General features: G+C 47.0%; 18 protein-coding genes. 8 read left to right on the top strand and 10 right to left on the bottom strand.

What is annotated here, in order from left to right; genetic code table 11:
• Nucleotides 1–3: 3 nt before the first annotated feature.
• Nucleotides 4–567, top strand: a complete 564-nt coding sequence (locus tag HH301_RS16640) for a hypothetical protein (protein ID WP_169570173.1) — start codon at nucleotides 4–6, stop codon at nucleotides 565–567.
• A gap of 3 nt (nucleotides 568–570) precedes the next feature.
• On the opposite strand, the gene HH301_RS16635 is transcribed toward HH301_RS16640, so the two are convergent.
• On the bottom strand, nucleotides 571–1,674 hold the full coding sequence (locus HH301_RS16635; RefSeq protein WP_169570172.1) for a C45 family autoproteolytic acyltransferase/hydrolase: 1,104 nt from the start codon (nucleotides 1,672–1,674) through the stop codon (nucleotides 571–573).
• Nucleotides 1,675–1,819: 145 nt separating this feature from the next.
• Here HH301_RS16635 and upp point away from each other — a divergent pair, with 145 nt between their 5' ends.
• Nucleotides 1,820–2,470, top strand: coding sequence for a uracil phosphoribosyltransferase (gene upp / locus HH301_RS16630; protein ID WP_169570171.1), 651 nt, complete (start codon nucleotides 1,820–1,822; stop codon nucleotides 2,468–2,470).
• Nucleotides 2,471–3,070: 600 nt separating this feature from the next.
• Here upp and hemF read toward each other — a convergent pair.
• Both hemF and HH301_RS16620 read right to left on the bottom strand, forming a co-directional pair.
• Complete coding sequence (hemF, locus tag HH301_RS16625) at nucleotides 3,071–3,919, bottom strand: oxygen-dependent coproporphyrinogen oxidase (RefSeq protein ID WP_169570170.1); 849 nt, start codon at nucleotides 3,917–3,919, stop codon at nucleotides 3,071–3,073.
• Complete coding sequence (locus HH301_RS16620) at nucleotides 3,912–4,388, bottom strand: tRNA (cytidine(34)-2'-O)-methyltransferase (RefSeq protein ID WP_169570169.1); 477 nt, start codon at nucleotides 4,386–4,388, stop codon at nucleotides 3,912–3,914. Before HH301_RS16620 ends, hemF begins: the two co-directional genes overlap by 8 nt.
• Before the next feature lie 146 nt (nucleotides 4,389–4,534).
• Between HH301_RS16620 and petA the strand changes: the two genes are divergently transcribed.
• The 6 genes from petA to HH301_RS16590 all read left to right on the top strand — a co-directional run bounded on the left by petA (nucleotide 4,535) and on the right by HH301_RS16590 (nucleotide 9,507).
• Entirely contained in the window at nucleotides 4,535–5,062 is a 528-nt protein-coding gene (gene petA, locus HH301_RS16615; protein ID WP_169570168.1) for a ubiquinol-cytochrome c reductase iron-sulfur subunit, read from the top strand.
• Nucleotides 5,063–5,075: 13 nt separating this feature from the next.
• On the top strand, nucleotides 5,076–6,314 hold the full coding sequence (locus HH301_RS16610; protein ID WP_169570167.1) for a cytochrome b: 1,239 nt from the start codon (nucleotides 5,076–5,078) through the stop codon (nucleotides 6,312–6,314).
• Nucleotides 6,307–7,074 carry a cytochrome c1 gene (locus HH301_RS16605; protein WP_169570166.1) on the top strand — a complete coding sequence of 256 codons (768 nt, stop codon included), beginning with the start codon at nucleotides 6,307–6,309 and terminating at the stop codon, nucleotides 7,072–7,074. Before HH301_RS16610 ends, HH301_RS16605 begins: the two co-directional genes overlap by 8 nt.
• 132 nt (nucleotides 7,075–7,206) lie before the next feature.
• Nucleotides 7,207–8,076 (top strand): S-methyl-5'-thioadenosine phosphorylase, encoded by an 870-nt coding sequence (locus tag HH301_RS16600; protein ID WP_169570165.1) that lies wholly within the window; start codon nucleotides 7,207–7,209, stop codon nucleotides 8,074–8,076.
• 22 nt (nucleotides 8,077–8,098) lie between these two features.
• The gene (locus tag HH301_RS16595) at nucleotides 8,099–8,626 is read left to right on the top strand and encodes an adenine phosphoribosyltransferase (RefSeq protein ID WP_169570164.1); all 528 of its coding nucleotides are present in this window, start codon (nucleotides 8,099–8,101) and stop codon (nucleotides 8,624–8,626) included.
• A 20-nt stretch (nucleotides 8,627–8,646) separates the two neighbouring features.
• Entirely contained in the window at nucleotides 8,647–9,507 is an 861-nt protein-coding gene (locus HH301_RS16590) for a VOC family protein (protein WP_169570163.1), read from the top strand.
• A gap of 30 nt (nucleotides 9,508–9,537) precedes the next feature.
• Here the strand turns inward: HH301_RS16590 and HH301_RS16585 are convergent, their stop codons facing one another.
• From HH301_RS16585 to pth, 7 genes are all read right to left on the bottom strand, one after another.
• The gene (locus HH301_RS16585) at nucleotides 9,538–10,200 is read right to left on the bottom strand and encodes a dienelactone hydrolase family protein (protein ID WP_169570162.1); all 663 of its coding nucleotides are present in this window, start codon (nucleotides 10,198–10,200) and stop codon (nucleotides 9,538–9,540) included.
• A 22-nt stretch (nucleotides 10,201–10,222) separates the two neighbouring features.
• Complete coding sequence (locus tag HH301_RS16580) at nucleotides 10,223–10,684, bottom strand: NfeD family protein (protein ID WP_169570161.1); 462 nt, start codon at nucleotides 10,682–10,684, stop codon at nucleotides 10,223–10,225.
• 2 nt (nucleotides 10,685–10,686) lie between these two features.
• A complete protein-coding gene (locus HH301_RS16575) occupies nucleotides 10,687–11,661 on the bottom strand; it encodes an SPFH domain-containing protein (protein ID WP_206378394.1) in 975 nt (324 codons plus the stop codon).
• Nucleotides 11,662–11,754: 93 nt separating this feature from the next.
• Nucleotides 11,755–12,219, bottom strand: coding sequence for a MaoC family dehydratase (locus HH301_RS16570; RefSeq protein WP_169570160.1), 465 nt, complete (start codon nucleotides 12,217–12,219; stop codon nucleotides 11,755–11,757).
• A complete protein-coding gene (locus HH301_RS16565; RefSeq protein ID WP_169570159.1) occupies nucleotides 12,216–12,680 on the bottom strand; it encodes a MaoC family dehydratase in 465 nt (154 codons plus the stop codon). The genes HH301_RS16570 and HH301_RS16565 overlap by 4 nt, the downstream gene beginning before the upstream one ends.
• A 36-nt stretch (nucleotides 12,681–12,716) precedes the next feature.
• Nucleotides 12,717–13,814 (bottom strand): redox-regulated ATPase YchF, encoded by a 1,098-nt coding sequence (gene ychF, locus HH301_RS16560; RefSeq protein ID WP_169570158.1) that lies wholly within the window; start codon nucleotides 13,812–13,814, stop codon nucleotides 12,717–12,719.
• 12 nt (nucleotides 13,815–13,826) lie between these two features.
• Nucleotides 13,827–14,432, bottom strand: a complete 606-nt coding sequence (gene pth, locus HH301_RS16555; RefSeq protein ID WP_169570157.1) for an aminoacyl-tRNA hydrolase — start codon at nucleotides 14,430–14,432, stop codon at nucleotides 13,827–13,829.

Here is a 14,432-nt window from a genome sequence, read left to right as displayed (position 1 = left end):
GTTTTGCGTGTCTTGAATGTATTGTTCTTGCTTGCACTGATAGTGTCAGCTGGGACGTTTTCGGCTCCCTCCTTTGTCGCTGCAAATCCTAAAACTGTTTTGATTTTGTCTGAACCTAACAGTCAAGGGAGCGGTATTTCAGAAATTCTGTTCACAACCGTGGCTAAAAGAATTTCAACGCAACTGGAGCAGGCAGGCTATACAGCTGAACAGGCCGTGAGAGGCTCAGGTTTAACTGATCCCGAATTGCTAGCTGAGTTAAAAGCAGCGCGTGAGAAAGGTAAATTAGGTAGAGTAGCTGATTTTGTTGCCCTAATTCAAATCACAGCAAACACGATCCTTGAGGAAAAAGGCGCCCGTATTCGCGTCGAAATTCAAGGGCGAATGCTGGATGTTGAAACAGGAGATCGATTGGCACTTTTTGAGTTGCCGGTTCCGCAGCAATTAATTGCTCCTGCTGACTGTAACAGGAGCTGCATTTTAAAGCTGCTCCAAGATAACATCGAAAGTTTGGCTGACGGCCTTGGGCTTATTCTGGGGCAGCGATTAAATGCAACAGATCCCTAGGCCTTAGTCCATTAAGCCATAAGTGACAAATTCGTTTTGATCGGGCGGGCCGTCTGAAATATCGATAGTAAGTGCATCAAGATCCAAGATCGCAGCTGTCACAGTAATGGTGCGCATGGCCTCTGGATCAGCCGGATTGGGATGGCGGCAGATTGCCTTTGGATGACCAAATTTATCCTTAAGGCAGCTTTTGAGATGGTCGATATCCCATTTTTGACTGTTTTGGCGGATCAATCGATCGAGGCGAGGGGTGCGATACAGACTGCAGGGCGCTATTCTCTCAAATTCAGTTTCAATGCCTGATCTATTAATGAAATGGTTGCCATGTGTGATGAGACCGTTTTCGGGATAGAGGGTGTGCGCGACCTTCGCTGAGGATTCGATATCCAGGACCTCACCCCCTTTTTGGCCAATCACCCAGTTTGTTGAACAGACTCTATCGGTAGAGAAAATAACTTTAAGGGCATCGTTCAGGTTGGAACTCCTCATAATATCCTGGACACGAATATGAAAGGGGCGATGGTGGAGTTCTTTGCCATCTCCAATCGCCGAAAGACCATTTACGCAGAGCCCAACACCATGTTCATTTAAACCAAACATCCCTGATACGATTCCAGCTTGTGTGAGTACCATATAGTTGGGATGATCATCACTTCGAACACGAAGCAAGCAGACATTTCCCCTCAGGCCTTCGAGCCAATCCCAGTTTTGGCCGATGACTGTGTGACCATTCGCCATATATTCGGGTTGAATTCCAAATGATGTACAGCCTTCAGGTTCAGTAGAAGGGATGTCATTGGCTGCTGCAGCTTCAGAAGTGTATAGCGAGTAAGCAATTTCATATCGGGCGTTTAACAATCCTATTTCTGACAGAGAAATCCCAGAGCCTTCGGCTATTCCTCTCATTTCCTCGAAATAGCCTTCGTCATGGTCTCTAAACCGTTGTGTCCAAGTTTCGGCTTGCTCCATGATTTGGTCTTCAGTCGCACCTCCGATTAGGAATCTGTTTTTGTAGGTTTGTATATTCGCACGGATGTTTTCTTTCATCTCGTGGCCATGGGTGATCCCTCTGTCGAAACTGGTACCGGTAAGCTCTAGTCGTTTCATCGCCTTTGCCTTCTCATTTTTATTTTGAGCTTAAGGCAAGTTTCGACCGTGAAGCCAGTTTTTTCTGATTACAGGGCAATGACGTCTTGCCGCGCCGGAACCAGTGGATATATTCTGGGCGAAATTCAAACGACAGGTGTTCATGATGGCTATAGATCCCAGATTCCCAAATCTTCACATTCTCGATCATCCCTTGATTGTTCATAAACTCAGTCATATGCGGATGAAAAAGACATCAACGAAAACATTTAGGCAGTTGTTGAAAGAGATTGCGTTATTGATGGGTTATGAGATTACACGAAACCTGAAGATGACTACGGAAGATATCGTGACGCCTATATGCCCTATGGAAGCTCCGGTTTTGGCTGGTAAGAAGGCGGCAATCGTTCCGATTCTGAGAGCTGGTCTCGGAATGGCAGATGGATTGCTGGAGTTGATGCCCGCGGCAAGGGTTGGTCACATCGGGATGTATCGAGATCCTGAAACTAAACGCCCTGTTGAATATCTCAAGAAACTTCCCACGGCTGCAGATCGACTATACATCGCAGTGGATCCAATGCTTGCAACCGGTTACACAGCTGCAGCCGGTGTTGATATCCTTTTAGATCATGGTGTGAAAGAAAAAGATATCAGTTTTATGGCGCTGGTGGCCGCTCCAGAAGGGGTGCAGGTGATGTTAGATGCACATCCTAACGTGAAAGTCTATGTCGCTGGATTGGACGAGAAGCTGAATGACAAGGCATATATTGTTCCGGGTCTTGGTGACGCGGGTGACCGACTTTACGGGACACTTTGATCCACTTCACATTCGGAATCAAAAAAGCCCCTCTGTTCATGCAGAGGGGCTTTTTTTGGAAATAATTACGGGGAGACTTCCGAACTAACTTCCAGAACAATTACAGCCTTGGCAGGGTGGCATCATCAGAGATTTGACACGTTTGTCATTCATCGTCTCAATAACGGAAACGGCAAAGTTAAGTAAACTGTATCTAAATCTAATCATGACAAACCTCGTTTGGCTTTCATCGTTTATTTCGAAGCCTAAGGTAGGGAAACTATCCGGTTTTGGCTGTGAGCATAATCACTTAATTTACTGGACTAAAAAGCGGCAAGAAAAAAGGCCCCGGTGGGGGCCGGGACCTTTTCTATGGCGGATTGCCTGTGCTGCTTTTGGGAGGTCGCTTGGCAATCCGTAGTTCAGAAAAAACCTGAATTTACAGGGTGTTAAGATATTTTAGGGGAGCTTAACACGGAGAGGGGTATGTTAAACTCAGGTCATCTGAAACTGATAACGCGCTTGCGTTGATCCACATTTGGGTTGCGCTTTCACAAATTCCAAGAGGCAGAAGTGTGAGCAGTGTCACAGATGTTAAAGTCGGAAAGCGAGGAGTGCGTTTTAGGGCCATTTGACCTCAGGGGGGAGGGACATAAGGATGGCTTCTGTATTGCCACCAGTTTTTAGACCAAATGTTGTTCCTCTGTCGTATAGGAGATTAAACTCCACATATCGTCCTCTCTTAATCAGTTGATGTTCCCGTTGTTCTTCCGTCCAGCTTTCATTCATATGTTCTCGGACAATCTGGGGATATATGTCGGCAAAAGCTTTGCCAACGTCCTGCGCGAAAGCAAAATCAGCATCCCAGTTCGTTTCCAGCTTATCATAGAAAATACCGCCTACCCCTCTCGGTTCTTCTCGGTGGGGTAGATAGAAATAGTCATCGCACCATTTTTTATATTCTGGATAGTAATTTGGGTTGTGGCGGTCGCAGGCTTCTTTCAGTGCTGCGTGAAATTTTGCTGTATCCGATTCATTTGGAATCATAGGGGTCAAATCGGCTCCGCCCCCGAACCAAGACCGCCCCGTGACAATATGTCGCGTGTTCATATGAACGGCAGGTACAAGCGGTGATCGCATATGTGCAACAAGTGAGATTCCGCTGGCCCAGAAAGTCCCGGATTCCTCTGTTCCAGGAATGTTGGCCCGGAATTCTGGTGAGAATTCACCATGGACAATCGAGATATTTACGCCAACTTTCTCAAAGACACGGCCCTTCATTACGGACATTTCGCCTCCGCCCCCTCCAGGTCGGTCCCATTTTGTGACTTCAAATCGACCTGGTGGCAAATCGCTATGCGTCCCGTCCAGCTCATTTTCTAGTTGTTCGAATTTGTTTCGGATGTCGTCCCGTAGTTCCTTAAACCATTGTGAAGCAATAGATTTTTGTTTTTCTACTTGCTCAGTCATCAGTCAGTCCTTGTTTAAATTTAGGGAACGCATTGGTTTGCCTTAAAGCTTCTCCTAGAACCATCGAAGCGGATAACGCGACGTTGATGGACCTGGCACCTTCTTGCATCGGGATTGTCAATCTAGCATCTACAGTCTCATGAACTTCCGCAGGAACACCAGCACTTTCGCGGCCTAGGAGCAGGATATCTGTCGCTTTGAAGCTAAAGTCAACATATGGCTCGCTTGTTTTGGTTGTGAGCAGCAAAATGCGCTGATTTTGGGTGTTTTCCCGAAATTTATCCCATGATGAGTGCCGTGTGACTGTTGCCAGGTTTGCATAATCCATCGCAGATCTGCGCAGGTCTTTTGCCCCAAAAGGGAAGCCGCAGGGTTCAATGATGTGAACCGGAGAATTCATGCAAGCACCCAAGCGAATAAGAGTTCCAACATTAGGGGCTATATCGGGCTGAAAAAGAGCTATTTCCATCAGTTTTTCGTCTATTTTTGTGTGACATTTATAGAGCAAATCTGCCGTCTTTTGACATATTTCGCACCTTGGGACTAGACATTGTGTGAATATGGTGACAAAAAGCGGTCGCTAGAGATTATTTTTTTAAAAGCTGGGGAAGTTTGATGACTGATACCACCCCTGTAGAAGAAGACGGCGTAAAGCGCCGCGATTTTCTATATGTCGCCGCTGGCGGCGTCGGTGCAGTAGGCACCGCTATGGCAATCTGGCCGTTTGTTGACCAGATGAACCCGTCTGCTGATGTGTTGGCTTTGTCCTCTACAGAAGTGGATCTTAGTGTCATAGATGAAGGGTCTGAAATAACTGCTGTGTGGCAGGGTAAGCCTGTATTTATTCGTCACAGGACCGCTAAGGAAATTGAAGAGGCGAATAGTGTCGACGTCAATAGCCTGCCTGATCCGCAAGCTGACGAAGACCGGGCTGAGAAACCTGAGTGGCTGATCATGATCGGTATTTGTACCCATCTCGGATGTGTACCCTTGAAAGAATCCGGTGACTTTGATGGCTGGTTCTGCCCTTGCCACGGATCTCACTATGATACTTCTGGTCGTATCCGGAAGGGTCCGGCTCCAGCCAACCTGGCGATTCCGCCATACGCCTTCCTTGATGATAACACAGTGAAAATCGGCTAAGGGGGGAGCAAGAATGTCATTCGAACCTAAAAATCCAGTCGTAAAATGGGTAGAGCATCGTCTGCCAATTATTGGCATGGTGCACCATGCTCTTTATGACTATCCAACTCCAAAAAACCTTAGCTACTGGTGGACTTTCGGTTCACTGGCTGGGTTTATGCTGGTTGTTCAGATCGTAACCGGTATCGTGCTGTCCATGCACTATACCCCACATGTGGATTTTGCTTTTAACAGTGTTGAGCACATCATGCGTGATGTGAACTACGGCTGGTTGCTGCGCTACATGCATGCTAACGGCGCTTCCATGTTCTTTATTGTTGTGTATCTGCACATCTTCCGTGGCCTCTACTACGGCTCCTACAAGGCTCCACGAGAGCTGCTGTGGTGGTTGGGATTGGTCATCTTCCTTTTGATGATGGCGACAGCCTTTATGGGTTATGTGCTGCCATGGGGACAGATGAGCTTCTGGGGTGCCACAGTTATTACGAACCTGTTCGGTGCAATTCCATTAGTTGGCGATACGATCGTGACTTGGCTCTGGGGTGGTTTCTCCGTTGATAATCCGACATTGAACCGTTTCTTCAGCCTTCACTATTTGCTGCCATTCGTGATCGCTGGTGTCGTGATCCTGCACGTTTGGTCTTTGCATACAAACGGCTCTAACAACCCAACAGGGATTGAGATCAAGGACAAGCAAGACAGCATTCCATTCCATCCTTATTACACAATTAAGGACCTGTTTGGCCTGGGTGTCTTTCTGATTTTCTTCTCAGCCTTCCTGTTCTACGCACCAAACTACTTGGGACATCCGGACAACTACATCCCGGCGAACCCATTGGTTACGCCTGCTCATATCGTTCCTGAATGGTACTTCCTACCGTTCTATGCGATCTTGCGGGCGGTTCCAGACAAACTGGGCGGTGTGCTTCTTATGTTCGGTGCGATTGCTGTTCTGTTCGCGCTGCCATGGCTGGATAAGAGCCGGGTGCGGTCAGCAAAGTATCGTCCGATCTACAAGCAGCTTTTCTGGATCTTTGTCATTGATTGTATTGTTCTGACTTATGTCGGTGGTAAACCGGCAGAAGAGCCATACATCCTCATTGGCCGGATTGCGACAGTCTATTACTTTGTCCATATCCTGATCCTGTTGCCGGTAGTTGGATTGCTTGAGAAACATAAACCGTTACCTTCCAGTATCTCGGAAGCGGTATTGGATAAGAAATCTGGTTCTGAGGAGGCAAGCAATGCTTAAGTTTGTAAAGTCACTAGCTACTGCTGCTCTTCTGTCAGTGGTAACACTGTCCGGTGCAAATGCTGCCGGTGCCAGTGTTGATCTGAAGTCTGTTGATTGGCAGCACACAGGGCTCTTTGGAACCTATGATCGTGCTGCTGCTCAGCGCGGGTTGCAGGTCTACAGAGAAGTCTGTGCGGGTTGTCACGGTTTGAACCTCGTGGCCTTCCGGACTTTGACTGACCTTGGCTTCACTGAGGATGAAGTTAAAGCCTTATCTGCAGAGTACACATTCGTTGACGGACCAAACGACGACGGTGATATGTACGAACGCCCAGGGAAGCCTTTTGACAAATTCCCAGATCCTTTTCCAAATGAAAAGGCAGCACGGGCGTCAAATGGTGGTGCTTATCCTCCTGACCTCTCTCTGATTGTCAAAGCCCGTCCAGGGTTCGAGAATTATCTTTATTCCTTGATGGTCGGTTACGTGGATCCACCAGCAAATTTCGAATTGAATCCTGGTATGAACTACAATGCATATTTCGCAGGTCATCAGATCGCGATGCCTGCACCTCTGTCAGAAGATGCGGTTGAATATGCTGACGGAACACCGGCAACTGTTGACCAAATGGCGAAGGATCTTACAGTATTTCTTGCCTGGGCAGCGGAGCCAAAACTGGAAGATCGGAAACATATGGGTCTTCGGGTTATCCTGTTCCTGCTCATCATGACTGGTATTTTCTTTGCTGCTAAACGTAAGATCTGGGCAGACGTTCACTGATCTTAAGTAGTACGAATTTGAAAAAGGGCGCCTTTGAAAGGCGCCCTTTTTTAATATCTATTCTGGATTTTGGTGCTGACCCACTCACCTGTAATTGCTATGCTAAACTCAGTGTTATGAGAAAGAATTTCCATGAATAAACCAATTATTGGTGTCATTGGCGGAAGCGGCGTTTATGACCTGGATGGTCTTGAGAATAAGCGGTGGGAAGCCATAGAATCGCCTTTTGGCGAGCCATCTGATGAAATATTACGCGGAGCGCTTCAGGGCGTTGAGATGGCCTTTCTTCCGCGTCATGGGCGTGGCCACAGGCTATCCCCTTCAGGTATCAATTATAAGGCAAATATTGATGCACTTAAGAGGGTTGGCGTTACAGATATATTGTCAGTAAGTGCCTGTGGATCTTTCGAAGACCAACTGGCACCAGGCACGTTTGTGATTGTTGATCAATTTATCGATCGGACGTTCGCCCGTGAAAAAAGCTTCTTTGGAAATGGTCTTGTCGCTCATGTCAGTATGGCTGAACCGGTCTGCAGTCGTCTTGGGGATATGTTAGAACAGGCCGCCATAAATGAAGATATTCCCGTGGTGCGTGGCGGGACTTACCTCGCGATGGAAGGACCACAATTCTCCTCCAGGGCTGAGTCTGAGCTTTACAGGCAATGGGGCTGTCAGGTTATTGGGATGACAAATATGCCCGAAGCCAAATTAGCCCGCGAAGCTGAGATTTGCTATGCTACTGTTGCAATGGTTACCGATTATGACTGTTGGCATCCTGATCATGCTCATGTCGACGTGGCAACGGTCATTGAGGTGCTAATCGGAAATAGTGAAAAAGCTCGAAATCTAGTTAAGGCAGTTGCCCCAAAACTTGGTAAGCGGGAAGATAGTTGTCCGCAAGGGTGTGATCATGCCTTGGACAATGCTCTGATTACTGCGCCAGAGGCGAGGAGTGCTGATGTAATCTCTAAGCTAGATGCCGTTGCTGGTCGGGTTCTTTGACGATTGAAAGTAGGAAAGTCGCGTGGATATTACAAAATACATCAGAACAATTCCGGATTACCCTAAGCCAGGAATATTGTTTCGAGACATTACGACGCTTTGGCAGGACGCAGGCGGATTGAGGACTGCGATTGATCAACTGGTTTGGCCATATGCGGGTGTTAGGATTGATAAAGTAGCTGGTATTGAGGCCCGTGGGTTTGTATTGGGTGGAGCGATTGCTCATCAGCTCAGTGTAGGATTTGTCCCTGTTCGGAAAAAGGGAAAACTACCCCATGATGTTATTGGGGAAGAGTATGACCTGGAATATGGCACTGACACTGTTGAAATTCATAAAGATGCAATCTTGGAAGGTGAAAATATTCTGCTTGTTGACGATTTGATCGCGACAGGCGGCACGGCTGAGGCTGCTATTAAGTTGATCCGTCGCGCGGGCGGAACCGTGATTGGCGCTGCCTTTGTGATCGATCTCCCAGATATCGGTGGACGTAAGCGGATCGAAGATTTGGGCGTCAATGTTAGGACTTTATGTGAATTTGAAGGTGAGTGAACTTCAGGCAAGGGGGGGATATGCTCCATAAGATTGAGGGACTAGATCATACGCTGGTCGGTGTTGCAGACCTGGAGCAGGCGAGAGTCCAATATGAAAGACTGGGCTTTACAATAACGCCAAGAGGGTCCCACATTGGCTGGGGGACTGCCAATTACTGCATCATGTTCGATGAAGACTATATTGAGCTTTTAGGGATTGTAGCCCCCTCAAAAGAGAGCAATGGTCTGGACGCCCAGTTGGAAGATCGTGGCGAGGGAATGCTTGGGCTAGCTTTTGCGAGTTCTGATCCAGAAGAAACTGTTAGGTCCATGAAACTGGCAGGACTAGAGCCAACAGGCCCTCATGATCTCAAGCGAAAGCTGGAGTTACCTGAGGGGGATGTTATCCCCGAGTTTAAGCTGATCCGGTTTCCAACTCAGGGGCTCTCGAAACGGGGTCTGTTCATCTGCCATCATTTGACGCCAGAAATGATCCGGGAGCCGGAATGGCTCGAGCATGCCAATGGCAGCCAGTATATTCAGTCCGTTGTCGTGTTGGTGGAAGATCCAGCGTCTTTGATACCTCATTATACCCAGCTTTGTGGGTCTCTAAATGTTACGACTACAGATGCAACTATTACAGTGAGCGTCGGCCGACTAAACCTAATTTTCGTGAAAGAGCAGGATCTGGATCTTTTGTTTCCAGGGCTTTTCATTTCAGATGAACTCCCCGAGCTGCCACATATACTTTCAATGTCTATCGCAGTTGAAAGCCTTTCTGATACGGCTGACTATCTGAAGAAAAAAGATGTGGCTGTGCAAGATATATCAAGCGGTAGGGCGCTCCGAATTCAGCCAAAGGATGCTTGCGGCGTCTTGCTGGAATTTGTCGAGGCTTAGGAGATTTAGGCGAAGCTTTGAAGGCGCTATTTAAGCGCCTTCAATGAATTTCAGGGTTCTGTCTAGAGCAAGGTCAGCAGATGCTTTGTCATAGCTTCCTCTGGCATCGCAGTTGAACCCATGTCCAGCGGCGTAGATATGAACCTCAACTTCTGGATGAGCTTTTTTTACAGCTTCGACTTCATCAAGCGGGATCGCATGATCCTGATCGCCAAAATGAAGCAGTGTTGGAACCTGGGGCGTGTTGTCTACATAGTTGCCGATGCCACCGCCGTAATACCCAACAGCTTTGAAAATACCATCCAATTTACAGGCAGAAAGATAGGTTAGAAGACCGCCCCAGCAATAACCGATGACAGTAACTTTGCCGACGCTGGAAATGTAATCTACGGCAGCCTTAACGTCTTTCAAGGCCGTATCTGGTTCAATCGTGTTCTTGTATTCGAGGCCTGTTTTTACACCCTCTTCGGTATAGCCGAGTTCAATTCCTGGCTTGATCCGATCAAAAAGGGCCGGGGCAATGGCTGTGTATCCTGCTTTTGCATAGCCATCACACACAGATTGAATATGCGGATTTACACCAAATATTTCCTGAATAATGACAATTGCGCCTTTTGCGTTTCCTTCGGCTTTTGCGACATATGCCATCAAATCATGCCCGTCTTCAGCCTTTAGATCGACAAAATTTCCCATCTTCTCCCCTTTACTTTTTTCGTTAGTTTATTGCTTCCACAATCAAAAGCGTTCCATCATTCCCCGTAACGCGGACAACAGTTCCTTCTGGCAAGTCAGGTCCAGACACGGTCCATTGACTGTCATCAACATGGATTTTCCCGCGCCCATTTTCGATTGCTTCCATCAGTTTGAACTGTCGTCCTACATATTGTGCGCCGCGTTGGTTCAGTTTGAAATTATCCTCTGTACCGGAATTTTTCTTAAAGAAGTTCCGTGCCACAACCAGACTAACCACGGAGAAAATAGCAAAAAATGTCCATTGATATTCCCAAGTCATGCTGGGGAATATCAAAGTAATTAGACCGACAATACCTGCTGAAATCCCAAGCCATAACAAAAAGAAGGTGGGAGCAAAAATTTCGAGGATGACAAATATAACGGCCACCGTCCACCACGCCCAGTGTCCAAGATCTGCTATCCATGAGACGATTTCATTAAACATAATTAGTCACTCGATGGAACTGAACCTGTAGAAATTCGGGGTTTGCCGGAGCCATCGTCATTGAATACTTGTTTTGCAATCTCTGAGATGCCGCCGAGGGTACCAATTAGGGCTGTGGCCTCCATTGGCATGAGCACGACTTTAGAGTTCCGAGCTGAGCCAATTTCCTGCATGGCTTCAACATATTTTTGAGCCACAAAGTAATTAATGGATTGGATATCACCTTTTGCGATAGCTTCGGACACATCCAGTGTTGCCTTTGCCTCAGCTTGAGCTGCACGCTCACGGGCCTCTGCGTCACGGAACGCTGCTTCCCTCCGGCCTTCTGCTTCAAGGATTGTCGATTTCTTTTCACCTTCAGCTTTTAGAATTTCTGATTGGCGAACACCTTCAGCTTCCAAAATGACAGCACGCTTTTCACGTTCTGCTTTCATTTGACGTGCCATCGCTTCCACCAGATCAGCCGGCGGAGTAATGTCTTTAATTTCCACTCGAGTGACTTTGATACCCCAAGGATTGGAGGCTTGATCGATAACCGTCAGAAGGCGAGTGTTTATGCTATCCCGCTGACTTAATGCCTCGTCCAGATCCATAGAGCCAAGAACAGTTCTCAGGTTTGTTTGAGCTAGGTTCTGGATCGCTCTTTGCAGATCACGAACTTCATATGCTGATTTTGCTGCATCGAGGACTTGAAAGAACAGGACCCCGTCAACTTCGACCATAGCGTTGTCCTTGGAAATCACTTCTTGTGTAGGGATATCCAGAACCTGTTCCATCATGTTGATTTTAGCGCCAACGCGATCGATAAAGGGCATGAGAAAACCTAACCCGGGCGTCAGACTTTTTGTATATCGACCAAAGCGTTCGATTGTGTATTGGTAACCTTGGGGGACGACAGTCACCCCCATGAAGACGATGACAATAGCCAGAATTACTAGGAAAATGACAAGAACGGCAAAGCCGGAAAGCATGTCCATCGGTTTCCCCCAAAATGATGAAAGTATGATTTGATCAGATCATATCATAGATGGGGGGGAATACTAACGCGTTAAAGAAAAAAACAAATCAACCTAAAATTTTAAGGGGGTCTGAGGTCGACACTGCGTCAGGCCAATACTCTCAAAACTCATGACCATTTCATCATTTTGGTTGAAGACTTCAATCTTTCCGAAAATAGTTCCCATCGTTGTCCGGGACTGCGATCTTTTTTTACTCATTACTTCGGAGCGAACGCGAAGAGTGTCTCCTGGTCTAACCGGTTTGTACCACCTCAAATTATTTACACCAGGGGATCCAAGAGAAGCGCTGGTATCGATCATGTTGTCTACCATCATCCGCATGGTCACAGAAGCCGTTTGCCAGCCAGAGGCAATTATTCCCCCAAACTGGGATGACTTTGCTGCTTCTTCATCGATATGAAAGGGCTGCGGATCAAATTTCTCAGCAAAGGAGATAATTTCTTCTTTGCTTAAAGTTCGGGAACCAAATTCTTGACTGTCCCCAATCTGCACGTCTTCAAAATATCGGCTGCTCATAGTTTAGGTTCCTTATTTGGGTTTTTGCCAAATAGGATACTGGAGACCATTGTCATTTTGATTTCATCCGCGCTATTCAAAACGGTGTGACGAAATTTTACAAATCCCCGATCATTTTTGTATTTGTGAGGTGTGCTAGACAAGACCTCACTTGCCACATGGAGGGTTTCGTTTGGCCGAACTGGCTTCACCCATCTTAACTCGTCGATGCCAGGGGAGCCCATAGAACTTGAATTGGCAATTTGGCCATCCACGATCATTCGCATGAGGGAAGAGCCTGTATGCCAGCCAGATGCGATAATCCCACCAAAGAAATGTTCTTTCGCAGCAGCTGGATCAATATGAAAGGGCTGCGGGTCATAGTCTGTGGCGAATTCGATAATCTCAGCTTCAGAGAGAGTTTTTTCCCCAAAGATTTCCGTGTCGCCAACGCGGAAATCTTCAAAGTATTTTTTTGTCATTCTTAAGTCTCCGATTGGGACCTTAAGGATAGAAGTTTAATTGGCAAAACGGAAGTGAAGAACGTCACCATCCTTGACGATATATTCTTTACCCTCAAGGCGCATTTGTCCTGCTTCCTTCGCGCCGCTCTCTCCACCATTACCAACATAGGCGTCATAAGCGATGGTTTCGGCGCGGATAAAGCCTTTTTCAAAGTCTGTGTGAATAACGCCGGCGGCCTGCGGGGCTTTTGTTCCAGCAGGGATCGTCCAGGCCCGACATTCTTTTGGGCCAACAGTGAAGTATGTTACGAGGTTTAACAGGTTGTAACCCGCGCGAATGATGCGACCAAGACCTGTTTCTGATAGGCCTAGTTCTTCAAGAAATTCTGCGCGTTCTTCATCATCTAACTGAGCAACTTCTGCTTCAATCGCTGCAGAAATGATAACAACACCTGCATTTTCATTCGCTGCTTTTTCTTCCACTTTTTTGGAGTAGTCATTTCCAGTTGCAGCGCAGTCCTCATCGACATTGCACACGTAAAGGACAGGTTTGGATGTGAGCAGCTGCAGGTTTTTGAAAGCCCGGATTTCATCGTCGGCCAACTCAACTACTCGGGCTGGTTTTCCATCTTTTAGAACTTCCAGGGCTCTGTTGATCAGATCGGATTGAACTATCGCTTCCTTATCGCCACCGCGTACCTTTTTGACAATGCTCTCTGCGCGTTTTTCAAGGCTTTCCAAATCGGCAAGCATTAGTTCTGTTTCAATGGTTTCTATATCAGCAATTGGATCGACTTTGCCATCGACATGGGTGATGTCATCATCTTCAAAACAGCGAACAACCTGAATGATCGCATCGACTTCCCGGATATGGGCAAGGAACTTGTTGCCAAGACCTTCGCCGCTGGCTGCACCGCGCACCAAGCCTGCAATGTCCACAAAAGTCAGCTGTGTTGGAATTAGTTCTTTTGATTTGGCAAGCTCAGAGAGTTTTTGCATGCGCTCATCTGGTACAGGGACTTGGCCCAGGTTAGGCTCGATGGTGCAAAAAGGATAATTTTCCGCGGCAGCCTGAGCTGTTTGTGTCAGGGCGTTGAACAAGGTTGATTTCCCAACGTTGGGCAGTCCTACAATTCCACATTTAAAGCCCATGAAGGAACTCCTTTATTTATCGTCGGCTTTAGCCGGTTTTTTCGGTTTTGCAGGGGCTGTGTCGAGGGCAACTTTATTCATGAAGCCTGCATCGTCACCATCTGCAAGTAATTCAATATGCTTTGCAACGCTGTCAATCATGGTATTTGCGACAGTCTGCTCTGACTTGGAAAAATCTTTTAGGACGTATGAGGCCACTAGGTTTTTATCACCAGGATGGCCAATACCAAGGCGCACGCGCTTAAAGTTTTTGCCCATATGAGCCTCAATGGATCGAAGACCATTGTTGCCACCGTGGCCACCACCAATTTTTACCCGCATTTTTCCGAGTGGTAGATCCAACTCATCATGGAGAACAATGATGTCCTCTGGCGGAATTTTGTAAAAACTAGAAGCTTCCCGAACTGCACGCCCGGATTCATTCATATAGGTGGTTGGTTTGAGGATAAGTACTTTTTCCGTACCAAGCCTGCCTTCAGAGACAAGACCCTGAAACCGGATTTTTTCAGCTGAAAATGAATAGCGGCGAATGATTTCATCCGCCGCCATAAATCCATAATTATGCCGGTTTTGAGCATACCCTTTACCAGGATTGCCAAGTCCAACCAGCAAAATCAT

Source organism: Sneathiella limimaris, from assembly GCF_012932565.1.
GTDB classification, from domain to species: Bacteria; Pseudomonadota; Alphaproteobacteria; order Sneathiellales; family Sneathiellaceae; genus Sneathiella; species Sneathiella limimaris.
Note: the sequence above shows the minus strand (reverse complement) of the source record. Positions and strands in the feature narration are given on the sequence as shown.